Consider the following 22,813-nt stretch of genomic DNA (forward strand, 5'->3'; position numbering starts at 1 on the left):
CACATTTTTATTATCATTAAACCATCATATCGCTACTACAATTCTACCATGAAATATTTATTTATAACAGCCTGTTTAATATGGAAAAGCGTTGTTGCCTTTGCATATAGCACAGATACGCTTGTTATAAATGCAAACCAATCACGCTTATTAATAAATCAATATTTCACGGAGCTGGAGGATTCCCAAGGCAGTTTATCCATACAACAAGTTTTTAACAACAATAAATTTCAAGCAACTAAGCATCAGCTACCTGTTTTACAATATTCAAAAACGACAACCTGGTTGCGGTTTACCTTAAAAAATAACAGTATCGACTCATCGCTTGTTCTCAATACTGGCTCTGCAATCATTAATAATCTTGACCTTTACTATTCAGATCAGAGATTAGGTGGCTTCAGGCATAAAACACCTGATTTTTCATCGGGTTATCCTATTACTCAAAATGCATCACTTATAAGTATCCCCATTGCACCAGGTGCTTCCAACACATTTTACTTACGTGTTAAAAGTAATGCATCAACCATAGTACCCATTAAGGTTTACAGTACACCTGCGTTTTTAAAATATCGCAACACTGAAAATATGATCATCGGGGTTATAGCAGGGGTTTTTGTTGTTATGGCCTTATATAATCTCCTGCTGTTTTTCATTGTTGGCGATTACAGTTACCTGTACTACGTTTGCTATATTGTTTTTTTTGGATTAGCACAGATTTTAAAACGAGGCTATGGTAGCAACCTGTTTAATACAGATATTACTGTTTTAAACAACTATGTTATTCCAATGATCAGGGCTTCGGTAGGGCTTTCTATACTTCTTTTTATAAGCGAGTTTTTGCAGGTGAGGCAAAACTTAAAACAATTGCATAAATATTATTTGCTGTTGTACATCCCCTATTTTTTTGCGTTGGCAGCTATTTTATTAGGTAAACCGGCTATTGCCTATGCGCTGATCACGCTGAGTTTATCTTTTTCTTCCGTAAGCCTGCTTTTTACAGGAGCTTACTTATATTTCAAAGGCTTTAAACCAGCCAAATTTTTCATGCTGGGCTGGGGATTATTTTTGATTGGTATACTGGTGTCGGTAGCGCTTAATAAAGGATATGTACACTATAGTTATTTTACTGCCGATATTGTGGTCTTCTGTTCTTTTTTTGAGCTCATATTATTTTCGGCAGCCCTGGCCGAAAAAATCAACTTTTACAGACAGCTAAAAAACGAGTCGCAAAACTTTGCACTTAGCGTTGCCCAGGAAAATGAACGCCTGATAACCCAACAGAATATAATACTTGAGAACAAGGTTAGGGAACGCACCAACGAATTGATAAACACTAACAAAGATCTATCGGTATCAATTGATCATTTAACAGCTACCCAAAAACAATTGGTTGATAATGAAAAAATGGCCTCCCTTGGTCAGTTAACCGCGGGTGTGGCACATGAGATCAATAACCCTATTAACTTTGTGAGCTCAAATATAAGCCCCCTCAGGCTTGATTTTAACGAGTTGATCAATCTGCTTAACAAGTACAACGCCGTGATTAACAACCCTAACCAGCCCGATTTGCTCAGGGAGCTTGAAGATTATAAAAAGCAGATAGATCCTGAATTTATTAAAGAGGAAATAAATATTTTACTTAACGGGATTGAAGAAGGCGCCAACCGTACTGCCGAAATTGTAAATAGCCTGCGAACCTTTAGCAGTACCGACGAACAAATCTTAAAAACGGAGGATATCAATAAATCAATATTAAACAATCTACTCATTTTAAGAGGTACCATCCCCTATTATATTGAAATAAAACCAATATTTGATAAGTTGCAGCCATTAAATTGCTATCCGGGTAAAATAAGCCAGCTGATCATCAATCTGATCAACAATAGTATATATGCCATTACTGCAAAAGAAACCCATAGTTCTGAAAGCATTATGATCATCACTAAGGATCATCCGGATTATATTTCCATAGAAATTACAGATACCGGAACCGGCATGACCGAAGAAACCAAGCAGCGTATATTTGAGCCTTTTTTTACAACCAAGGGTATTGGCGAAGGTACCGGATTGGGTCTTTCAATCGTGTTTGGAATCATCGAAAAACATCGCGGCAACATTGAAGTCACATCTTCTGTTGGCAATGGCGCCAGCTTTTTGGTTAAGCTTCCTAAAAATTTAGGCTGATTATTATTCCTTATTTAAAAGAACTTTTCAGGGTTTGGCACCAGGTTCAGGAACGATTCAAAGTTCTCCTCATAATGGGATTGGTCGAGCTGATAATAAAACGCGCCTTTTTTTGATGACAACTTATCCTTTTCCGAAAGTTTCACCAACAGCCCGGTTGACAACAATTTACGGCTGAAGTTACGATCATCAAATTTGGTTTGATAAACACCCTCATACAGGGCCTGTAGTTGTGGTATGGTGAATTTTTCGGGCAATAACTGAAACAACAACGGATGCAGGGCAGCCTTGTAACGTAGCTGGCGCAGGGCAAGCTTTACCATTTCGGCGTGGTCAAATATCAGCTCAGGCATTTCGTTGAGCAAAAACCACTCGGGATGATATTCCTCGCTTAATTGCTTTTCGTATTTATGAATATCAATAAGGGCAAAGTATGCTATGGAAAGTGTCCTTTCTACCGGGTCACGATCCGGGCGGCCAAATACATGAAACTGCTCCATATAAACATTTTTAAGCCCGGTACGTAGTTCCAATATACGGTTTGCAGCATCATCAGGCGATTCTGACGGTTGTATAAAGCCGCCCATCAGGCTCCATTTGTTCTTTTCAGGTTCAAGGCCACGCTGTACAACCAACAGCTTTATCTTAAAGCCGTCAAAGCCAAAAATGATACAATCAGTTGCCACTAAAATGCGCGTTTCGCCGCTATACTTCTGCATAATTATGGTTAAGTTTATTTACAAGTGTAAAAATAATTATGCAATTATTTAGTGTTATACAGACAACTATTTTTCAAACAGATTTTTGTAAATGCACCTAACTAACCCTTTTTCCCTGCAACAGCATATCCATGGCATCATTAAGTGAACCTGCACGAATTACCTCTCCCGAATTAACAAAAAATATCTCATCGGCGTTTTCGATAGTATTAAGGCGATGCGCTATAATAACTCTTGTAGTGGTGGCGGGGAGCTTGTTTAAAATATCGCTCAGCAGTTTTTCAGTAATAGTATCAATATTAGCTGTGGCTTCATCAAGTATCAATATTTGCGGATTGCGCAATACGGCCCTCATAAAGGCAATCAACTGCTTTTGTCCCAGGCTGATGCTATCACCGCTTGAAAGCACTTCCGTATCAAGCCCGGCTTCAAAAATAGCCAGCAGGCTACCCAAATTAGCATCTACAATCACCTTCTCCAACTGTTCATTGGTGTGGTTTACATAAAGGTCATTACCGTACAAAATATTGTCTTTAACAGTTCCGGTAAACAAAAACGGCTCCTGCAAAATGAAGCCTATCTTTTTGCTGCGTTCCTCGGCGCTGTAAGTTCTGATATCTTTACCATCAAGCATCACCAAACCTTTCGATGGATCATACAAGCGGGCAATTAATGAAGCTGTAGTTGTTTTACCCCCGCCTGTTGGGCCAACCAAAGCATACGTTTTGCCCTGCTCCAAGGTAAAGCAAATGTTGTGTAATATCTCCCGTTCTTCGGTATAACCAAAATGTACGTGTCTGAATTCCAAAAGCGCCGAATTCTGCTCCGTTATCCCTTCCTGCAGTTGCGGCAGATCTGTTTCAAGAGATAGTATTTGGGATATTCGATCCCAACCAGCCATTGCCAGCTGAAAGTTAGTCCACAGTGCTGCCAGCTGGCGCAATGGGTTATAAAACAAGGTAGAGTACGATAGATAACTCACCAGTAAACCTAATGAAAACCTACCTGTGCTAATTAGATAGATACCAAAGGTGAGTACTATCAATTGCGCTATACTGGCAAAAAAACCATAAACCGGCACAAAAACGTTATTGGCCAGGCCCGAGCCTATGGATGTTCTATAATTTTCCTGATTAGCTATATCAAACCGTTTTCTGAAATAATCACGGCGGTTAAAGGCAATGATCACTTTAAAATTATTCAGACTTTCCTGTATCTCGGCACTCATTCCCCCAACGCTTTTCAGGTTCAAGGCATTTTTCCTCTTGATCCAAGGCGATAAAACGAGGGTAAGTACCAAGATAACAACCGCTGGCGATAGTGTTGCAGCGCCCAGCTCAATATTAATGAGTATTAAAAACACCCCTGCACCCACCATGGTTGATATATTGCCGATAAACTGCATTAACGATTGCGAAAAAAACTGGTTAAGCTTATCCGTATCATTGTTCACCCTTGATATGAGGTCGCCTGCTTTATTTTGGTTAAAAAAGCCTACCGGCAGCTGTTGTAACTTATTAAATATAGAGTTACGCAGGGTAAACAGCATGCGTTGCCCTACCCCGCCCATCAGCTTAGTTTGCTTGTTACTGGTAAACAATGCTGCCAGAAACATGCAAAGCAAAATTGCCGCATTATGCAGCACACCGGTAAAATCTTTATGCTGCACGTATTTATCAATAGTGTGCCCTATTATAAGTGGGCCAAGCAGGTTTAAGGTTGAGTTAACCAGTATGGCAAATAACGCGATGATGAGCGTTCGCTTTTCATGTGCTATTAGTTGCAACAACTTCCGGAGGCCGGCAAAGGTTGATGTTTTTTGCTGTTCCTGGCTAAGTTTATTCAGATCGTAATTCATTGATGCTTATTTTTTAGTGAGCAATGCCCTGTTCATAATTACTGGTGCTTTGCTGCGAATTAAATATCTGTACATAATCGGTGCTGGTATGCATTAGCTCATCATGTACACCCCGGGCCACAACTTCGCCCTGCATCAGCAGAATGATCTGGTCATAGTGCTCAACAGAGGCTATTTTTTGGGTAACCGATATCAGCGTTAATCCTGGGTAGTTTTTTTGAATGTTAGTCAGTATCTTCTTTTCGGTATTGGTATCAACCCTTGCGGTAAAATCGTCAAGTAATAAAACCTTAGGATTTACAGCTAATGCCCGGGCCAGCATGATCCGCTGTTTTTGTCCACCTGAAAGGCTTGAGCCACGTTCAGACACAACAGTATTTAAATGATCGGGCAAACTGACAATAAAATCCCGCAGTTCTGCGGTATCAATGGCTTTTTCTAATGATTCGTCTGTAACGGTATCGCTAAACGCGATGTTTTCGCGGATGCTCATGTTAAAAATAATGCTATCCTGAAAAACAAAACCAACTTGGCTATGAAACGATTCGCTGTCGTAGGCTCCAATATTATGACCATCGTAAAGCACTTCTCCCGAACTTGGATTAATGAGGTTGGTTAACAAATAAAGTAGCTGTGTTTTACCAGCGGCTGTTGGCCCTATCACGGCAATTTTTGCACCAGCAGGTACTTTTAATGATACATTTTTAAGTGCTGGTTTTTGTCCGTAAAAAAGTGATACATCCTTAAGCTCTACATCACCGCGCAGAGTTTCGGTTATTGTCCCGGTTTGGGCCACGTCAGGAGCATCCAAAACTGTGCTGATTCGTGTAAATGATGCCGAGGCCTGTGCTATCAGGTTACTCATAAACCCTAATATAAATATGGGAAAAATGAGCAGGGAAAGATAACTGTTAAAAGCCGCGAAGCTACCCAATGTCATGCTGCCATTGATCACAAAGTGACCGCCCATTACCAGGATGGTAAGCCCGGCCATGTTGGCTGTAAAAGTTACGATTGGTATGAGCCCTGCAAAAAAGCCTAATATGCGTAAGCCGTATTCCTTTGCTTCCGTATTGGCCAGCAGAAACTTATTATATTCCAGTTGCTGCGAGTTAATAACGCGGATAAGTGCTGCTCCTAAAATACTTTCGTTAATTACCTTATTTAACTGATCAATAACACCCCGGCTTTTGATAAACAATGCCCTTACATTTTTTAATACGTAAAAAAACGTACCACCTATGATAGGAATAATGGCTATTACAGCCAAAGCCAGCCTCCAGTTAATGGTGAACAGTAATATACTTGCGCCGATAATAATAAACAGCGATGATACAATAGATACCAAAGCCTGTGATACGAATAGTTTTATCGAATCAACATCGGCAGTAAGGTTGGTTAACAATTTTGCCGGATTAGCCTGCTCAATAAAGGCATGGCTTTGTCTTGAAATTTTATCAGAAAGCCTTGATCTCAAATCGCGGGCTACCCGTTCAGAGGCATAAGTTTGAATGATTGTTTGCAGGTAGCTGAAAATAAAAACGATTACTACCGCCAGTGAAAACTTTTTAATAATATCATTCAAAACAAAATGTTTCTGCGCATAATCGTCAATGCCACTGGCAATAACTTTGGGCAGCCACAAGTTTACTCCATTGCTTAACAGGGCAAATAATAAAAGTAAAGTCACCAAACCCATATAAGGTTTTAGCAGGCTAAATACACTTGGTGGTTTTTTATTTGTTTTTTGGGGATCTGTTGTTTGCATGTTTGTCTGTTAGATAAAACCTGAACCTGATGTTTCAAAATATTTTACCAGGCTCGGGTTATTGATTCGATAAATCGCATTACCAAATTACACTTTATTATGATGACGATTAAGCGATTGAAACATTTTCTGCTTTAAGCAAAATATTTGAAGCAGGTATCAAAATACGGTTAACTCGAAATATATCTGCAAATATATTTTACTTAATAATAAATGCAGATGAAATATTTAAGCATGATTAGTTTAATGGGTGAAAAAGCCTGATTTTTAAAACAAAGAACCTTCCTGCCAGGAAATAATAATAAATTAGCTTCAAATAGTTTATTATGATCTCACCATTCGATCCCGAAGCTGCCTATATTTTGGAGGACGACCGGGTATTGCTCAAACCCCTACAAAGCGACGATTTTGAAAACCTATTACCCTTTGCCATTAACGAACCCGATACCTGGAAATATTCACAAACCAGCCCTAAAGGCAATGATGGCATGCGTACTTACATTGATGCAGCCCTAAAGGCACGCGCCGAAGGTAAAGAATACCCCTTTATAGTTTATGATAAAATAAGTAAAGCCTATGCGGGCTGCACCCGGTTTTACGATATACAAATTGCCAATGATTCGTTACAATTGGGTTATACCTGGTATGGCGAAAAATTCAGGGGCACCGGCCTCAACAAACACTGTAAATATTTATTGCTGCAATTTGCCTTTGAAAACCTGGGTATGAAACGGGTTGAGTTTAGGGCCGATGCACGAAACGCCCTCAGCATTGCCGCCATGAAAAGCATTGGATGTACGGTAGAAGGTATTCTCAGAAGTCACATGCCGCTCAGGGAGGGCGGTCGCCGTGATTCTATTGTGCTTAGTATTTTACAGCCAGAGTGGGAAGAGGAAATAAAAGTAGCATTAAAGGCTAAACTGTAATTGTATTTTAAAAGTCATTAAATTCCAAATATGCAGTGAACGGCATAATTGATGGGTATTTACACAAACCTTAGTGGTAACAAATTTATTCTCGAAGCATCTATATCATAAAATTATACCCGTTTGGAAACAATACTTCATATTACCGACCTGAGTAAAACGTATCAAAGTGCCGGTCGCACGCTTACAGTACTCAGCGATATAAACTTTATCATAGCAGCAGGCTCAACCAATGCCATTGTTGGCCCATCAGGCAGTGGCAAAACAACCCTGCTGGGATTGTGCGCCGGGCTTGACCGCTCAAGTTCAGGTTCTGTACAGCTAAACAATATCAATCTGAGTAGCTTAACTGAAGACCAGCGTGCCCAGGTTCGTAATCAGCATATTGGGTTTATATTTCAGAATTTCCAGCTGCTCCCTACCCTTACAGCCCTTGAAAACGTAATGGTTCCGTTGGAGCTGCGTAATGAGAAAAACATCAGGGCAAAGGCGCTTGATCTGCTGGATAAAGTTGGGCTGGCCGAACGTGGTCATCACTACCCTTCCCAGTTATCAGGCGGCGAACAGCAACGGGTATCATTGGCACGGGCTTTTTCAAACGCCCCTAAAATTTTGTTTGCCGATGAACCTACCGGTAACCTTGATGCCGAAACCAGCGAAAAGGTGGTGAAGCTGATATTCGACCTTAACAAAGAAGCGGGCACTACATTGGTACTGGTAACGCATGACCTTGAACTGGCTGCCAAAACTCAGCGCATCATCAGGATCAAAGGCGGCAAACTCATAGCAGACGAGAAAACTATTAACGGATAGGGCTTTTATGGAAACCAACGCTGTTAATTACCACCGAAAAATAAACTTACGCTGGCTGCTCAACATGGCCTGGCGCGATAGCCGTAAAAATCATTCCAGGCTATTCCTTTTTATATCGGCTATTGTATTTGGCATAGCCGCTTTAGTGGCCATTTATTCGTTCAAGTACAATGTACAAAATGATGTTAACGGGCAAGCAGCCACCCTTATTGGTGCCGATCTATCTATATCAGGCAACAAACCCGTTAGTGCATCATTAAAACAACTGCTTGATTCTTTAGGCGATGAACGATCACAGGAACGCAGCTTTGCTTCGATGGCCTATTTCCCAAAAAGCAAGGATACCCGGCTGGTGCAGGTACGCGCGCTACAGGGAGGATTTCCTTACTACGGCTCCATCGAAACAACACCTGCAGAAGCTGGCACATCCTTCAAAAAAGGAAAAATGGCACTGGTTGATAAAACCCTGATGCTGCAATTTAACGCCCACCCTGGCGACTCCATAAAAATTGGCAACAGCTTATTTTTAATCACCGGCATTTTAAACCGGGCGCCCGGCCAAAGCGGTGTTGTAGCAGGCATTGCGCCGGTGGTTTACATCCCTATGCAATACTTGGAGCAAACCGGGCTTTTAAAAATTGGCAGCCGCGTTAATTACAGCTTTTATTATAAATACAACAAGCCTGTAAATATGGACAGGCTTACCAAAAAGATAGACCCTACCCTTGACAAAGCCGGGATGCGTTATGAAACCATTGAAGGGCGCAAAGAAAACACCGGCCGTAACTTTGGCGATCTGAGCAAGTTTTTATCCCTTGTTGGTTTTGTTGCCTTATTGCTGGGTTGTGTAGGTGTAGCCAGTGCGGTACATATTTACGTTCGTGAAAAAATTGCATCTATAGCTATTATGAGGTGTTTGGGTGTTAAATCATCTGAAGCATTTTTAATATACCTGATACAAATTGTAGGCATCGGATTAATTGGCTCGGTTACCGGGGCAGCTTTGGGCACAGCCATACAACACTTATTACCATTGCTATTTAAGGATTTTTTACCGTTCAGCATATCGGTACAAATATCATGGATGGCCATTGGGCAGGGCATTTTGCTTGGGGTTATCATATCTATCCTATTTGCCCTGCTTCCGCTGATATCCATCCGCAATATATCGCCGCTCAATACCCTGCGCATGTCTTTCGACACAGTAAATCCCTCACGCGATCCCTTGCGTTGGCTGGTGTATTTATTGATCATGCTGTTTATTATTTGCTTCACCTTTTTACAGTTAGGTAGTTGGATGGGCAGCATTTTCTTTACTTTGGGTATACTGGCCGCCTTTACAATTCTGGCTGCTGTAGCATGGTTATTAATGCGTGTAATGAAACTGCTTATTAATGACTCCTGGAGTTATTTGTGGCGGCAAGGCTTTGCCAACTTATACCGCCCCAATAACCAAACCCTCATCCTTATGGTTTCTATAGGACTTAGTACCATGTTTATATGCATCCTGTTTTTTATTCAAAGCATCCTGATCGGGCAGGTTAGTTTATCGGCGAGTGGCAATCAGTCGAACATGATATTGTTTGATATACAGAACAACCAGAAAGATTCGGTTGCCGATTTAACCCGTAAACAAGGTCTTCCTATATTGCAGCAGGTACCTATTGTAACCCTTCGGATTGAACAAATCAACGGTAAAACCGCTGCTGACCTCCAAAAAGATTCGACTATTAAAATTTCACATGGTGTTTTCGCTTACGAATACCGTGTAACCTTCCGCGATTCGCTTTCTGAATCGGAAAAACTAACAGATGGCACTTGGGTTGGCAAAGCGCAGCCAGGTAAAGATGTGCCCGTATCTATTGAAGAAAACCTGGCCAAGCGTGCAAGTCTGAAAATTGGTGATAAGATCATATTTAACGTACAAGGTGTGCAAATGCCGGCCTACGTAAGCAGCATACGCAAAGTAAACTGGGGTAAGGTACAAACTAACTTCCAGGTGGTTTTCCCAACCGGGGTGCTGGAAGATGCTCCTCAGTTTCAGGTATTGCTAACCCATGTGCCTTCAAACAAGGCATCAGCAGCTTTTCAACGCGCGGTAGTACGCAGTTTTCCAAATGTTTCTATCATTGATCTGGGGCTAATTCTGAGTGTTCTTGACGAGTTACTCAGCAAAATAAGCTACGTAATCCGTTTTATGAGCGCGTTCAGCATTTTAACGGGTATTGTGGTACTTATAGCCTCTTTGCGTATCAGTAAATACCAACGCATTCAGGAAAGTGTTTTATTGCGAACCCTGGGTGCCAGCCGAAAGCAAATATTTGTAATTACCGCTTTGGAATATTTGTTTTTAGGAAGTTTATCTGCCCTTACCGGCATAGCCATAGCTTTTGGCGGCAGCTGGCTTTTGGCTAAATATAGTTTTGAAGTACCTTACACAGTAAGCTATTTGCCTGCAGTTATTTTATTTTTTATAATATCCATACTAACAGTTATCATTGGCTTGTTAAATAGCAGGGGCATTTTAAATAAACCACCGCTCGAAATATTAAGAACCAACGCTTAATTATATGCACAAAATCCGGTTAGCCATTATATTATTCGCGGTAGTTACACTTGCAGCCTGTGGCGAAAACAAAAAACCTGCTGCTGAGGAAGCTTCACAAAGTCCCTCAACAGAAACCAAAACCGATTCATCAGCCTCAAAAACAGCTTTGTTTTTTGGCGATAGCATTACTGCCGGTTATGGATTGGATGATCCGTCAGAAGCATTTCCCGGGGTGATTAAGAATAAAATAGATTCGTTAAAACTGCCTTACAAGGTAATTAATGCGGGCCTCAGCGGTGAAACAACAGCAGGTGGTAACGGCCGTATTGATTGGTTGCTGAAACAAAAGATTGACGTTTTTATACTGGAACTTGGGGCAAACGATGGCCTGCGCGGCATACCGGTCACAGAAACCATTAAGAATTTGCAAAGTATTATTGATAAGGTAAAAACTAAATATCCGCAGGCTAAAATAGTATTGCTTGGTATGCAGGTTCCGCCTAATATGGGGCCAGATTATACCAACAAATTCAAAGCGGTATTCCCTACCCTTGCGGCTAAAAACAATATATCTCTTGTGCCTTTCCTGTTACAGGGAGTTGGCGGAGTACCCGAACTTAACCAGGGCGATGGTATACACCCTACAGCCAAAGGAGCTAAAATAGTTGCGGAAAACGTGTGGAAGGTTTTACAGGGAGTATTGTAAAATACTTCCCTGTAAAATATAATTAAGTTGATTTTCTTACTTTCAGGTCTGTTGGTAATATAACATGTTGTTTGTTATTGTTAACCACAGATGTATTAAGCCTGTTTAATAATATGGTGATCACCTGATCGGCAATATTGTCAATAGGCTGGGCTATAGCTGTAACCGGCGGATTACTCAGTTCAAAAACCTCGTAATCATCAAAAGATATCAGCGCAATATCTTCAGGTACTCTTTTATTTAAATTGCGGAGAGCTTTAAGTCCGCAGGTAGCTAAACGGTTGTTTCCGAACAAAATGGAGTCAGTGTCCGGATGTTCATTTAAAAAATCAGCAATCTGATTTATCATCAGCTTTTTATCCTGAAAAAAGTCAACCTCCAGAACACTCATATTCAGCTTGCTTTCATTCATAGCTTTTTTATAGCCATCAAGCCTGTCAATCATTTGGCTCTGGTGCGCATCAATGCTGATAAAAGCTACATTTTTATACCCCTTATCAACAAGGTAACGGGTAGCATTATAGGTACTGAACAGGTTATCAACCAGTACGTAATCGGTTTCTACTTCGGGTAAATGTCTGTCAAAAAGCACAACTGGTAAACCATCCCTGATCAAACCGCTTATATCCTCTTCTATGCCCTGAGGTGGCACAATAATATAACCGTCAACATGCCTGTCGCGAAACATAGCAATCAGCTCCTGAGTTTTTTGAGTATCGTTATCGGTACTGCTATAAATAATCTTATAGCCGTTTTTGTAGGCTCGTTCTTCAATTTGCCTTGCTATACTGGCAAAAAATGTATTGGATATATCCTCTACCAGTAACCCAATAATATTTGACTTACCGGTACGTAAACTTTTGGCGAGGGAGTTAGGCTTGTAACCAACTTCTTTTACATATTTTAAAACACGGTCAACCAATTCCTCACTTATTCTTTTTTCGCGGGCCCGTCCATTTAAAATAAACGAAACAGTTGTTTTAGATATGTTCAGGCTATTGGCTATATCAACAATAGATAATTTCTTCTTCAAATGCTTAATGTTATTTATCCAAATATATGATATATATACTAACAGAAAAGAGCCTTTATACTATAAGTTAGCTATAAATTTCAATAAAAAGCCCGATACATCAATTGATCATTAAAAATGAGGCGATAACGATGTAAACTTCATAAAAAAAGACCGCCCATAACGGGCGGCCTTTTTTGTATATATAGGGAATTGAATTAATACATATCTTATTAAATCAATATCTTATTGGCGGGTTCCGTAACCTACCCTGTTTTGGGCAAAGCGGTCGCCGTTGTTGTTGCCGCGGTCATGATTATCATTTTGGTTTCCTCTGCCCCAATTACCGCGGTCATGGTTATCGTTTTGGTTTGATCTGCCGCCCCAGTTACCCTGGTTGCGATCATTACCTCTTTCCCAGTTGCCATGGTTGCGGTTGTCGTTACCTCTGCCCCAGTTACCACGGTCATGATTGTCATATCCCCTGCCCCAGTTACCCCTGTTGCGATTATCGTTGCCCCAGCCACGGTTGTCGCGACTGCTGTAAGCGTAACCTCCTGAATATCTTCTATCAAAACGATGTCCCCAGTTACTGCGGTCTCCGGCATAACCACCCCATCTTGACCTGTAAACATCATGGTGCAGGTAAGGGCGCGGTGAACGAACTTCATATCTTACCGCAGTACGCCAGTTATAGTCGCGGTATGCGCCTGGCAAGTAATACGCGCTTACCCACGCACTGCCGTTATTATAATAATAACAATGATTAGGTACACTGTAGTAAGCCTCTACTTCGGGCAAATAGTAGTAGTCATCACTATAATCAGCAGGTATGTTGTCATCGTCATAAACTGGTGCTTCTTCAACTATCACCGGACGAGGGGTATAAACACGATGCACAGGTATGTTTACACCAAGTTGTATAGATATTTGAGCTTGTGCTGCATTGGCAGAAAACAGGATGCCTGATGCTATTGCTGATAATAAGACTAACTTTTTCATAATAGTAAAATTTATACAGTTATGACGATGCAGCAATGCAATGGTTTAATTAGTCTTGTAATCATATTTAAAAACAATTGTAAATCAGAATTTAATTTTAATTGAGATTGACCTGATAGAATTAAATCCTGTTTATCATAGTTTATATCACTATACATTAAGAAGCAGTCTGATTGTAAAGCAGCAATTGCCTTTAAAGAGTTTGTTGTCATACCATTACTACAAAACAGATTTTCGTATTCACTGTATATTTATTTAATTTGGTAACCATAAATCAATTGCCATGAAAAACAGAAAACTACTCTCCTTATTGTTGCCTGTGGCAGCGATAACCAGTTTTATACTTTTTAATGCTTGTAAAGACGGTGGCCCCACTACTAATAAAGAAACGCCAACCGCAACAACCCCAATTGCAGGTGGTGGTGCCGGTTTAAAACTCCCTTCGGGCTTTAGTGCAGCTGTTATTGCCGAAAAGCTTGGCGGTACCCGCGAAATTGCCGTAACTCAACAAGGCAATATATATGTAAAACTAAGCCGTGCAAAAAATGGCAAAGGCATATTATTTTTACAGCAGGAAGGCGATAAAGCAACTGTAAAAAATAGTTTTGGCACCTTTGGCGGCACCGGTGTTTTTGTTAAAAACGGTTACTTGTATGCTTCATCAGATGAGGAGGTTTTCCGCTTTAAGCTGAATGATAAAAACGAGGTGATTAACCCCGATCAGCCCGAAAAAATTGTTACCGGCTTAATTAGCCGCAGGGAGCATGAGCCCAAAGCTATTACCCTTGATAACGATGGAAACCTGTATGTTAACATTGGTGCTTACTCAAACTCTTGCCAGGTTGATGACCGTAAAAAAGGTTCTCCGGGCCGTAAAGGTTGTCCCATTTTAGATTCGGCCGGTGGTATATGGCAATTTAAAGCCGATAAACTTAACCAGCACTACGGCGATGGCGTACGGTATGCAACCGGGCTGCGCAATGTAGTAGGTATGGATTGGAATCAGCAAAACAATCAGCTTTTTGTGATGCAGCATGGCCGCGATCAGCTGCATGACCTTTATCCAGATTTATATACCGTACAGCAATCGGCTATTTTACCTGCCGAATGTATGTATGCCCTGAAAAAAGGAGATAATGCAGGCTGGCCTTATATGTATTATGACCAGGAGCAGCACAAAAAAATATTAGCACCTGAGTATGGCGGCGACGGCAAAAAAGAAGGCGGACAGGATGCTATTGACCCCGTTGCCGCTTTCCCGGGGCACCTTGCACCAAACGGATTGCTATTTTACACAGGTGATCAATTTCCTGAAAAATATAAGAACGGAGCATTCATAGCCTTCCACGGCTCATGGAACCGCGCACCTGAGCCACAGGCTGGTTACTTTGTGGTATTTCAGCCTTTTAAAGATGGCAAACCTGCCGGTGAGTGGGAAATATTTGCTGATGGCTTTTCAGGATCGGCTGCCAACACAGCTTCTGGCCGTGCCGAACACCGCCCTTGCGGGCTGGCCCAGGGCCCTGACGGGTCTCTTTATGTAACGGACGATAGCCAGGGAACTATTTATAAAATAACTTACAAAAAATAACAATGCATTTAAAAAAATATGCCTTACTATTATTGGCACTTGTATTATCAACTGCTGCTTTACAGGCGCAAACCAAACATAAAACAATTAAAAAAGGTGCTGCTATTGGGTTAAAAACCTCAATGAATGCCGGGCAAAAGGTGTTTTCGCAATACTGTGTATCATGCCACCAGGCTGATGCCCTGGGCGTGCCACACATGAACCCTCCGTTGGTTAAAACCACCTATGTTTTAGGTGATAAAACCAAACTGATAAAAATAGTACTGAATGGTTTTAATGAAGACGTAGAAATCAATGGCGAAACCTACTCCAATAGCATGCCATCTCATGATTTTTTAAAGGATCAGGAAATTGCCGATGTGCTAACTTTTGTACGCAACAGCTTTGGCAATAAAGCGTCGGCTGTAACTATGGCGCAGGTTAAAACAGTAAGGGCAACCAATAAAAAATAAACAGATAAAACCATAAACAAGAAAAGCGGGCATAAAAACCCGCTTTTCTTGTTTATGTAATATTCGTAATTGCTTACTCAGTTACATGATAATTGTAAGCCTGTGTCTGTTTCATTTTAGATTGTACCCGTTTCAAGCTCAATTCAATATCAGTTTTTTCGGTATTGTCGGTAACTTCCATAAATGCTTTCTGATAAGCATCCAAAGCTTTTGTCCATTGTTTGTTCTTTTCATAAAACAAACCCAACAGGTCATAAACACCAGCAGTATCTGCACCGGGTGTATTCAGCGCTTTAACTGATACCGTGTGTACCGTTTTTTCCATATTTAAAAACACCAGCAGATCAAGGTAATCTGTATAGTTATCCGGAAATGAAGGTTCAAGTTCCATACAGGTTTTAAAATGATAGCCTGCGGTTTGGTAATCTTTCATTTCGTAATAGTATATCATGCCCAACTGGTGGTGCGCGCGTGCATATAAAGGATCATTGCTTATAATTTCGTTAAGCAATTTAAGTCCTTTGGTGGTTTTGCCATACGATAGCTTATCCACTGCTCGCAGATATTTTTCTTCTATAGTATAATAAGCGTCCATAAATTTTAAAAAGTGTGACAAGCCTGCTTAATGCAAACTTCAATTCAATAAATAATGATGAAATAATAATTTGCCCGGATAATGATTTCGCTAAAACGGACCTGAGAAAAGTATTGTTGATGCGCTACTCTCCTGCCGGTTGACCATGAACCGTAATATGTGTTTTTGGCAGAATGAATTATTAAACAGCATCATTTATTTTTACAAATTTACGCTTATTACGATAGATTGCAAAATATGTGATGTAAACTAAGGGTATAGTGCCATCCGATTAAATGATGCCCTTTAACCTAAAAAGCAGGCAAACAGGCCCTTTTATACAGAAAAACCATGCAGAAAATTCCGCTTACCTACCCTTAAAAATTACGCAGCTATTGCATTTGCCTTAGCGGCTTCTATTAAAAAGTTGTTTTTTAATTCTTTTTCAGATACAATCACACTGAAATCATCATACTTTATTCCATGCTCTAAGGGGTACAGGGTGTATCCTCTTTTTAAAGCATCGTATGTGCCCAGTTCAAAAATTTCGTCTTGTTGTTTTCCTTTTATCTTGGCGCCGCTTACTAACTGATAAGCGTCGAATATGGTTTCAAAATTATTGTTTTTCATAGGATTATCCCTATACAATTACTTTGCCATTTTTTAGCTGAACCAATCGAAAAGGTCATTTTGCTTTAAATCTGACTTTTGTTTGTTGTTCAGATCGCGCAATACCAATCCTTCGCTCATTTGTATTATTCTTGTGCCATAATTGTATGCATCCTTCAGATTGTGAGTGATCAATATTGCAGTCAGTTTAAAATCAGTTATCAGCTTATCGGCGGTACGCATCACTACTTCTGCCGATCGCGGATCAAGAGCTGCGGTAGGCTCATCCAACAGCAATACTTTACAGCTATCCATCACGCTCATTAGTAGTGTTAAAGCCTGGCGCTGTCCGCCTGATAGTGTACCCATGGGCTGTTCTATCTTATTTTCAAGCCCCATACCCAACGTTTCTATCTTTTCACGTACCTGCTGCTTAAATTTATCATTAATACCGATAGATAGTCCTTTGGTTTTTGTACGTATAGATGCCAGTCTGAAATTATCTAAAATATTCAAGTCAGAAGCGGTACCGCTCATTGGGTTTTGAAAAACGCGGGCTATCCACTGGCTTCGTTTATAATCAGCCAGCTTGCTAACATCATTATTATCAATACTAATGCTACCAGCATCAGGAAATACACTGCCTGCTACCAAATTAAGCAGCGTGGTTTTACCCGAACCATTTGAGCCCACAATTACCAGGAATTCGCTTTCAGGAATACTAAGAGTTATGCCGTTAACCGCGTTTACCTGGTTAGCCTTACCCTTATTAAAACCCTTATGAACATCGTTAATGGCTATCATGACGCTTTGAGAGATGACAAACGGGGTAAACTAACTATTAGCAATACAAAAGCAGCAGTAACCATTTTAAGCAAGTTGGCGTCGACACCTAAAGCCAATGTAAAGGCTAAAACAAACTGAAATATAACAGCCCCGCCTAATACTAATGCCAAAATCACCCATACGCTGGTAATACGAAACCAATTAATAAGCGACTCCGCCACAATCACAGAACCCAAGCCTACTATCACAATTCCTATGCCCATGCTGATATCGGCAAAACCCTGAAACTGTACTATAAGATACCCGCTGAGTGCTGTCAGCGCGTTGGCTAATGCTAAACCGGTAATTTTCATCCGGTCGGTATTTACTCCCAGGGCTCTGATCATTGATTCACTGTTGCCGGTTGCCCTCATCGCTATACCAAAATCTGTTTTAAGGAGATAGCCGATTAAAAAAGTAATGATGATCACAAATACCGACAATATCCAAAAGGTATTTTGATTAGGATCGGCAACTAAATTCAATAGCGAGAATAACGATGGTACACTGATCAGCGGTAAATTTGAACGCCCCATAATGGTAAGGTTAACGGAGTACAATGAATATGTAACCAATATACCCGCCAGCAATGCGTTTATTTTAAGCTTGGTATGGATAAGCCCGGTTAACGCCCCTGCAATACCTCCCGCAATAATTACCGCAGGTAAAATAATATATGGCGACTGATGATGCGTAAGCAGTACACCTGTAACTACGCCACCCAGGGTGTAACTGCCATCGGTAGTGATATCTGGGATGTTAAATATCTTTATGGAGATATAAATACCCAATGCCAGTGCCGAAAAGCAAAGTCCCTGTATTAAAGCGGAGAGATAAAAATCCATTATTTAACAGCCTCGAAATCTGAAGGAATGGTAATGTTATATTTTTTAGCTACAGCCGGGTTATAAACACGTTTCCTGATCTTTACCATTTCTGGTTTGATGCCATCAGTTTTATGATTTTTAAGATAGTATGCTGCTTGTTCACCCGCCTGATAACCCCATTGGTAAATATCAGCACCAAAGGCGGCTACTGCTCCACGCTGTACCAAACCGGCTTCACTGGTGAATATGGGCACATTTTTCTGGTTGCAGCTTTTCAAAATAGTTTCAAAGGAGGCAAAAACAGTATTATCCGGATTGGCAAAAAATGCATCGATATTTTTGTTTAGCAGTGACTGAGTAACCAGCTGCGCATCGGCTGATGAGTTTAGCGGCAGGGCCTCAATCGTTATGTTTTGTTTTTCGGCCAATGCCTTGATCCGGTTAAGTGCATCAGCCGATTGTGGCTCTGATTGATTATAGATCATGCCGATAACCAGTTTTGCACCTTTGGGTTTAAGTAGTTTAGGGATGATAGAAAAAGAGGTATCAATATAGTTCAGATCCTCCAATGCTCCAAAAAGGTTAGCAGGTGCTTTTCCGTTAGCGTCAACAACTTTCATACGCTCCGGAACCGGTGATACCATGGCAAATACAGGAATGGTTTTAGTATTTTGTAATGCCGTTACGGTTGATAAAGTGGTACTGGTAGCCAGCAGATCAACTTTTTCAGATATAAAGTAATTTACTATTTGCGTAAGTGTTGGGATATTGCCCTGAGCATTGCGGTATTCTATCTGTACCGTTTTTTTGTCTTCGCTAAAACCTTCTTTTTTTAGCGCGTCGGTAAAACCGGTACGGGCCTGTGCAATAGTTACGTCCTCAAAGGCGTCAACAAAACCTACCACAGGTATAGTAGTTGATTTGGTTTTAGGCTTGCACGATACAATAGAAATAAGCAGAAATGCTACAGGTAAATATTTAAAAAACTTCATTGTACTAAATTATATAAATGCCCCTAAAGGTAACAACACAACTGTAAAAGGTGAAATTAGTTTGACCATATCCCCGCATTTGGTGATGGCTACCCCAATAGCCCATTATATACCAAGCTCAACCAATTCGGCTAATAAAGCCGCCTGCGCCGGATTAATCTTCACTTTGGCAGTTTCCATATCAAACCAGTTGGCCCGGTCAATCTCCGGGAAGGATTGCTGCCTGCCCGAGCGCGGGGGCCATTCTATGTCAAAACTATTGCTTTTAATGTTCAGGTGGTCAATATCTCCAGCTACCGCCCATGCCTGCACGGTTTTGCCGCCTTTTTGTTTAATGGGTGTTAAGGGGATAAATTCGCCATTTATAGCCTGACCGGTTTCTTCTTCAAATTCACGTTTGGCAGCATTAAGCGGGTCTTCATCTTCCAAAAATTCGCCTTTGGGTACCGACCAGCTACCATCGTCCTTATTTTTAAAAAACGGACCGCCCGGATGCACAAGGAAAACCTGCAGAACCCCTGTAGTTTTCCTGAATAAAAGTATTCCGGCACTTTGCTTACCCATAAAGTAAAATTTAAAACCAAGTTAATAAAAGAGCAATGGATTATTGTTATTTTTATATACCTACACTTTTTAACAGCAAATATCATGACCGACAACCGATGGACAACATTTAAACTAACTGCGAGTTTTGATACCGATGTTCGCAGTATATATGAGGCATGGGCCACTCCTGCCGGGCTCGAAAGCTGGTTTTTACGCCGGGCCGAGTTTTTTTCGATTGTGAAGCGGCAGCGCGAGCCCCATGAATTTATCAGTAAGGAAGATACCTACTCCTGGTACTGGCACGGTTACGATGATAATACCGTAGAGGATGGCCAGGTATTGGAAAATAACGGCGCCGACCTGATCAAATTCACTTTCTCGGGCAATAGTATTGTTACTGTTGATATTCAAAATAAATACGGCCTTACCATTGTTGAGCTTACCCAGGAAAACATCCCTTTGGAAGAAGACCCAACCAAAAATCTATACGTTCAATGCCAGATTGGGTGGACGTTTTATTTAGCCAATCTGAAATCAGTAATAGAAGGCGGAAAAGACCTACGGAACAAAAGGCTTGATCTATTTACCAGTTTTAAATAGCCTTCACTATAATTAACTTTTTAAAAATTTATTTTAACACTTTTTCGCTCATAAATAGCTCAAAAAATGGTTAAAAAACTCAAAATTGATTTAAAATAACTTTTAACACTTTTTAAGTCGATTTTGATATGCTTTTATAACTTTAAAAAGTTACAAACAATTGATTATCAGTAATTTTAATCCGCACAATCAATTTTCAGTAGTTTCCCCATTCAATCACAAAGCCCGGTTTCCTTATAAAAGGGAACCGGGCTTTGGTGTACTACAAATATACCGAAATTTCGGCACATATTTATTCTTTAAGGCTGGGTCGACGCTCATTCCTATCCTTAAAGAAGGCAACTTGAATAGCCATAAAATTTCATCCTTTGCTGACAAATAACACCCACAATATATTTAGCTTTGGATTCACTTAAAACTCCCCCTTTAGGGGGTTGGGGGGCATATGTTTACAGGAATTATAGAAACATTAGGTAAAATAACCGATCTGCAGCAAGATCAGGGTAATTTACACATCACCGTTCAATCGGCAATTTCACATGAATTAAAAATAGATCAATCTATTGCGCATAACGGCGTTTGTTTAACCGTGATAGCGGTGGCCGATGGGATGCACGTAGTTACGGCTATTGAAGAAACATTGAACAAAACCAGCCTGGGTCACCTGCAGGTTGGCGAACCGGTAAACCTGGAACGCTGCATGCAAATGAATGCACGCCTGGATGGGCATATTGTGCAGGGCCATGTTGACCAAACAGCCGTTTGTACCGCGTTTAAAGAACATGACGGCAGTTGGGAATATACCTTTGAGTACGACACTTCCACAGGTAATGTAACTGTAGAAAAAGGTTCTATCTGTGTTAATGGCATCAGCCTTACCGTGGTAAACTCCAGGACAAACAGCTTTTCGGTAGCTATTATCCCCTATACTTTTGAACATACCAACCTGCACAACGTGCGTGAGGGCTCGGTTGTAAACCTTGAATTTGATATTATTGGCAAATACGTAGCCCGCTTAATGCAGCGCTAACGGGTCAGTTCGCTTAATCTCGATTTAGAATAAGCCATATACTTTTGCTCCTTTACCGGCGGCTTGCTTTGCATATATTTCTTATAGTATTTTAAAGCAAGCTGTTTGTTTTTCAGGTCGGTATCATAAAGGGAAGCCAGCAAGTAATAAACGATGGGTTTCTCAGCAAACTGTAAACTCTTTTGATAGGCCATCACGGCTTTCTTGTATTTTTTGCTCACCTCGTAGCTGTCGGCCATTTCGGCATAGTAGTCACTGATGTTACCGGATATACCCTCTGTAATGGCATTATTCAGGTTAATAATAGCCATAGGCTGATCTTTAAGTGCTTTATAAGCGAGTGAGGCGACGTAAAAACTGGTTTCCGACTGTTCAAGCCCAGGTATATCGGCAAAGGTTTCAATGCTGCAGGTATAGTTTTTAATATTGTAGTAAGCCACTCCAAGCTTGGTTAAAACATAGCCCGACCGTACACCCAAATCAATGAGTTTAAGGCAAATATCCCGTGTAGCCATAAACTTATCCTGCGCTGATGTCAGCTTGAGCATGCTTTGCAGCAGTATCACATTTTTGGGGTCTTTGGAAATAGCCCCATTCAGCACCCTTTCGGCCACCGGGTATTGTTTTAAGTTCACGTACAGATCGCTTAGGTCTGATGCCACATCGGGGTCGGCAGGGTTTATCTTGTTGGCCTTTTGCAGATAACCCAGCATAGCGGCTATGTCGGCCTTGTCCTGCGCTATTTTACCCAGCTGTTTGTAAACCAAAAAGTTAGTGCTATCCTGTTTGGCTATCATTTTATAATAGGTTTCAGCTTTCTGATTGTTACCCCTCCGCAAATTGATGCCCCCCAAACTGAACAAAACCGAAGTATTAGTTGAATCCACATTGTACAAGCGCTGATAATATCCCTCTGCATCGGTAAGGCGGCTTGCCATTTGCGATGTGTAAGCCAATTTGGATAGTACCCTGTTGTTGGTTATGGGTTCAGGATATGATTTTCTGAGATAATCGGCAGCTTCTGCAAATCGTTGGTTTTGATAATAATCCAACAATAGTGAATCGTTTACCGCCGGTGATTGCTGCGCCCTTACTCCTGCAGATGCGCAAAAAACAAGTAAAAGATATACTGTAAATTCTTTCATTTGAACTAATACTTTAGTTACAACTAAAGTATTAGTTATTTAGATATTATCCAAATTCTAAACAATTTTTATTTTTTGAGGTTAAT

21 protein-coding genes are annotated in these 22,813 nt (G+C 40.7%); 9 read left to right on the forward strand and 12 right to left on the reverse strand.

The features are described from left to right. Positions 1-48 precede the first annotated feature (48 nt). Positions 49-2,184 (forward strand): sensor histidine kinase, encoded by a 2,136-nt coding sequence (locus tag QWZ01_RS09055; protein WP_290322984.1) that lies wholly within the window; start codon positions 49-51, stop codon positions 2,182-2,184. Positions 2,185-2,198: 14 nt separating this feature from the next. Here the strand turns inward: QWZ01_RS09055 and QWZ01_RS09060 are convergent, their stop codons facing one another. From QWZ01_RS09060 to QWZ01_RS09070, 3 genes are all read right to left on the reverse strand, one after another. Next, positions 2,199-2,903: an NUDIX hydrolase gene (locus QWZ01_RS09060; protein WP_290322985.1), complete on the reverse strand. Its 705-nt coding sequence runs from the start codon at positions 2,901-2,903 to the stop codon at positions 2,199-2,201. A 97-nt stretch (positions 2,904-3,000) separates the two neighbouring features. Further along, positions 3,001-4,761, reverse strand: coding sequence for an ABC transporter ATP-binding protein (locus tag QWZ01_RS09065; protein ID WP_290322986.1), 1,761 nt, complete (start codon positions 4,759-4,761; stop codon positions 3,001-3,003). 13 nt (positions 4,762-4,774) lie between these two features. After that, a complete protein-coding gene (locus QWZ01_RS09070) occupies positions 4,775-6,529 on the reverse strand; it encodes an ABC transporter ATP-binding protein (RefSeq protein WP_290322987.1) in 1,755 nt (584 codons plus the stop codon). 326 nt (positions 6,530-6,855) lie between these two features. Here QWZ01_RS09070 and QWZ01_RS09075 point away from each other — a divergent pair, with 326 nt between their 5' ends. The 4 genes from QWZ01_RS09075 to QWZ01_RS09090 all read left to right on the forward strand — a co-directional run bounded on the left by QWZ01_RS09075 (position 6,856) and on the right by QWZ01_RS09090 (position 11,522). Further along, the gene (locus QWZ01_RS09075) at positions 6,856-7,455 is read left to right on the forward strand and encodes a GNAT family N-acetyltransferase (RefSeq protein ID WP_290322988.1); all 600 of its coding nucleotides are present in this window, start codon (positions 6,856-6,858) and stop codon (positions 7,453-7,455) included. A gap of 123 nt (positions 7,456-7,578) precedes the next feature. Then, on the forward strand, positions 7,579-8,268 hold the full coding sequence (locus QWZ01_RS09080) for an ABC transporter ATP-binding protein (RefSeq protein WP_290322989.1): 690 nt from the start codon (positions 7,579-7,581) through the stop codon (positions 8,266-8,268). Positions 8,269-8,275: 7 nt separating this feature from the next. After that, positions 8,276-10,834, forward strand: coding sequence for an ABC transporter permease (locus QWZ01_RS09085; RefSeq protein WP_290322990.1), 2,559 nt, complete (start codon positions 8,276-8,278; stop codon positions 10,832-10,834). A gap of 4 nt (positions 10,835-10,838) precedes the next feature. Next, positions 10,839-11,522 carry an arylesterase gene (locus tag QWZ01_RS09090; RefSeq protein ID WP_290322991.1) on the forward strand — a complete coding sequence of 228 codons (684 nt, stop codon included), beginning with the start codon at positions 10,839-10,841 and terminating at the stop codon, positions 11,520-11,522. A gap of 22 nt (positions 11,523-11,544) precedes the next feature. On the opposite strand, the gene QWZ01_RS09095 is transcribed toward QWZ01_RS09090, so the two are convergent. Together QWZ01_RS09095 and QWZ01_RS09100 are read right to left on the reverse strand one after the other, a co-directional pair. Further along, entirely contained in the window at positions 11,545-12,555 is a 1,011-nt protein-coding gene (locus QWZ01_RS09095; RefSeq protein ID WP_290322992.1) for a LacI family DNA-binding transcriptional regulator, read from the reverse strand. Positions 12,556-12,780: 225 nt separating this feature from the next. Beyond that, a complete protein-coding gene (locus tag QWZ01_RS09100; protein WP_290322993.1) occupies positions 12,781-13,536 on the reverse strand; it encodes a hypothetical protein in 756 nt (251 codons plus the stop codon). A 283-nt stretch (positions 13,537-13,819) separates the two neighbouring features. Between QWZ01_RS09100 and QWZ01_RS09105 the strand changes: the two genes are divergently transcribed. Continuing rightward, positions 13,820-15,127, forward strand: coding sequence for a PQQ-dependent sugar dehydrogenase (locus QWZ01_RS09105; RefSeq protein ID WP_290322994.1), 1,308 nt, complete (start codon positions 13,820-13,822; stop codon positions 15,125-15,127). Positions 15,128-15,129: 2 nt separating this feature from the next. Further along, positions 15,130-15,579, forward strand: coding sequence for a c-type cytochrome (locus QWZ01_RS09110; RefSeq protein WP_290322995.1), 450 nt, complete (start codon positions 15,130-15,132; stop codon positions 15,577-15,579). Between the two features lie 73 nt (positions 15,580-15,652). Here the strand turns inward: QWZ01_RS09110 and QWZ01_RS09115 are convergent, their stop codons facing one another. The 6 genes from QWZ01_RS09115 to QWZ01_RS09140 all read right to left on the reverse strand — a co-directional run bounded on the left by QWZ01_RS09115 (position 15,653) and on the right by QWZ01_RS09140 (position 19,970). Beyond that, the gene (locus QWZ01_RS09115; RefSeq protein WP_290322996.1) at positions 15,653-16,174 is read right to left on the reverse strand and encodes a tetratricopeptide repeat protein; all 522 of its coding nucleotides are present in this window, start codon (positions 16,172-16,174) and stop codon (positions 15,653-15,655) included. A 363-nt stretch (positions 16,175-16,537) separates the two neighbouring features. After that, positions 16,538-16,783, reverse strand: coding sequence for a hypothetical protein (locus QWZ01_RS09120; protein WP_290322997.1), 246 nt, complete (start codon positions 16,781-16,783; stop codon positions 16,538-16,540). Positions 16,784-16,816: 33 nt separating this feature from the next. After that, positions 16,817-17,566 (reverse strand): ABC transporter ATP-binding protein, encoded by a 750-nt coding sequence (locus QWZ01_RS09125; protein WP_290322998.1) that lies wholly within the window; start codon positions 17,564-17,566, stop codon positions 16,817-16,819. Continuing rightward, positions 17,563-18,432 carry an ABC transporter permease gene (locus QWZ01_RS09130; RefSeq protein WP_290322999.1) on the reverse strand — a complete coding sequence of 290 codons (870 nt, stop codon included), beginning with the start codon at positions 18,430-18,432 and terminating at the stop codon, positions 17,563-17,565. The genes QWZ01_RS09125 and QWZ01_RS09130 overlap by 4 nt, the downstream gene beginning before the upstream one ends. Beyond that, positions 18,432-19,406, reverse strand: coding sequence for an ABC transporter substrate-binding protein (locus QWZ01_RS09135; RefSeq protein ID WP_290323000.1), 975 nt, complete (start codon positions 19,404-19,406; stop codon positions 18,432-18,434). The genes QWZ01_RS09130 and QWZ01_RS09135 overlap by 1 nt, the downstream gene beginning before the upstream one ends. A 105-nt stretch (positions 19,407-19,511) precedes the next feature. Further along, a complete protein-coding gene (locus tag QWZ01_RS09140) occupies positions 19,512-19,970 on the reverse strand; it encodes an NUDIX hydrolase (RefSeq protein WP_290323001.1) in 459 nt (152 codons plus the stop codon). Positions 19,971-20,054: 84 nt separating this feature from the next. Between QWZ01_RS09140 and QWZ01_RS09145 the strand changes: the two genes are divergently transcribed. After that, positions 20,055-20,552 carry an SRPBCC family protein gene (locus tag QWZ01_RS09145; RefSeq protein ID WP_290323002.1) on the forward strand — a complete coding sequence of 166 codons (498 nt, stop codon included), beginning with the start codon at positions 20,055-20,057 and terminating at the stop codon, positions 20,550-20,552. A 445-nt stretch (positions 20,553-20,997) separates the two neighbouring features. Beyond that, complete coding sequence (locus QWZ01_RS09150; RefSeq protein WP_290323003.1) at positions 20,998-21,582, forward strand: riboflavin synthase; 585 nt, start codon at positions 20,998-21,000, stop codon at positions 21,580-21,582. Here the strand turns inward: QWZ01_RS09150 and QWZ01_RS09155 are convergent. Further along, positions 21,579-22,727: a tetratricopeptide repeat protein gene (locus tag QWZ01_RS09155; RefSeq protein WP_290323004.1), complete on the reverse strand. Its 1,149-nt coding sequence runs from the start codon at positions 22,725-22,727 to the stop codon at positions 21,579-21,581. The two genes, QWZ01_RS09150 and QWZ01_RS09155, sit on opposite strands and share 4 nt — an antisense overlap. Positions 22,728-22,813: the final 86 nt, after the last annotated feature.

Origin of the sequence: Mucilaginibacter aquaedulcis, from assembly GCF_030409325.1 — a bacterium.
Classification (GTDB): Bacteria; Bacteroidota; Bacteroidia; order Sphingobacteriales; family Sphingobacteriaceae; genus Mucilaginibacter; species Mucilaginibacter aquaedulcis.

What these genes read in the sequence shown, in the direction of transcription:
- QWZ01_RS09085 (WP_290322990.1), top strand. Translation starts at nt 8,276, where the DNA reads ATGGAAACCAACGCTGTTAATTACCACCGAAAAATAAACTTACGCTGG.
- QWZ01_RS09100 (WP_290322993.1), bottom strand. Translation starts at nt 13,536, where the DNA reads ATGAAAAAGTTAGTCTTATTATCAGCAATAGCATCAGGCATCCTGTTT.
- QWZ01_RS09090 (WP_290322991.1), top strand. Translation starts at nt 10,839, where the DNA reads ATGCACAAAATCCGGTTAGCCATTATATTATTCGCGGTAGTTACACTT.
- QWZ01_RS09060 (WP_290322985.1), bottom strand. Translation starts at nt 2,903, where the DNA reads ATGCAGAAGTATAGCGGCGAAACGCGCATTTTAGTGGCAACTGATTGT.
- QWZ01_RS09155 (WP_290323004.1), bottom strand. Translation starts at nt 22,727, where the DNA reads ATGAAAGAATTTACAGTATATCTTTTACTTGTTTTTTGCGCATCTGCA.
- QWZ01_RS09125 (WP_290322998.1), bottom strand. Translation starts at nt 17,566, where the DNA reads ATGATAGCCATTAACGATGTTCATAAGGGTTTTAATAAGGGTAAGGCT.
- QWZ01_RS09140 (WP_290323001.1), bottom strand. Translation starts at nt 19,970, where the DNA reads ATGGGTAAGCAAAGTGCCGGAATACTTTTATTCAGGAAAACTACAGGG.
- QWZ01_RS09075 (WP_290322988.1), top strand. Translation starts at nt 6,856, where the DNA reads ATGATCTCACCATTCGATCCCGAAGCTGCCTATATTTTGGAGGACGAC.
- QWZ01_RS09055 (WP_290322984.1), top strand. Translation starts at nt 49, where the DNA reads ATGAAATATTTATTTATAACAGCCTGTTTAATATGGAAAAGCGTTGTT.
- QWZ01_RS09110 (WP_290322995.1), top strand. Translation starts at nt 15,130, where the DNA reads ATGCATTTAAAAAAATATGCCTTACTATTATTGGCACTTGTATTATCA.
- QWZ01_RS09145 (WP_290323002.1), top strand. Translation starts at nt 20,055, where the DNA reads ATGACCGACAACCGATGGACAACATTTAAACTAACTGCGAGTTTTGAT.
- QWZ01_RS09135 (WP_290323000.1), bottom strand. Translation starts at nt 19,406, where the DNA reads ATGAAGTTTTTTAAATATTTACCTGTAGCATTTCTGCTTATTTCTATT.
- QWZ01_RS09070 (WP_290322987.1), bottom strand. Translation starts at nt 6,529, where the DNA reads ATGCAAACAACAGATCCCCAAAAAACAAATAAAAAACCACCAAGTGTA.
- QWZ01_RS09150 (WP_290323003.1), top strand. Translation starts at nt 20,998, where the DNA reads ATGTTTACAGGAATTATAGAAACATTAGGTAAAATAACCGATCTGCAG.
- QWZ01_RS09120 (WP_290322997.1), bottom strand. Translation starts at nt 16,783, where the DNA reads ATGAAAAACAATAATTTTGAAACCATATTCGACGCTTATCAGTTAGTA.
- QWZ01_RS09105 (WP_290322994.1), top strand. Translation starts at nt 13,820, where the DNA reads ATGAAAAACAGAAAACTACTCTCCTTATTGTTGCCTGTGGCAGCGATA.
- QWZ01_RS09115 (WP_290322996.1), bottom strand. Translation starts at nt 16,174, where the DNA reads ATGGACGCTTATTATACTATAGAAGAAAAATATCTGCGAGCAGTGGAT.
- QWZ01_RS09130 (WP_290322999.1), bottom strand. Translation starts at nt 18,432, where the DNA reads ATGGATTTTTATCTCTCCGCTTTAATACAGGGACTTTGCTTTTCGGCA.
- QWZ01_RS09065 (WP_290322986.1), bottom strand. Translation starts at nt 4,761, where the DNA reads ATGAATTACGATCTGAATAAACTTAGCCAGGAACAGCAAAAAACATCA.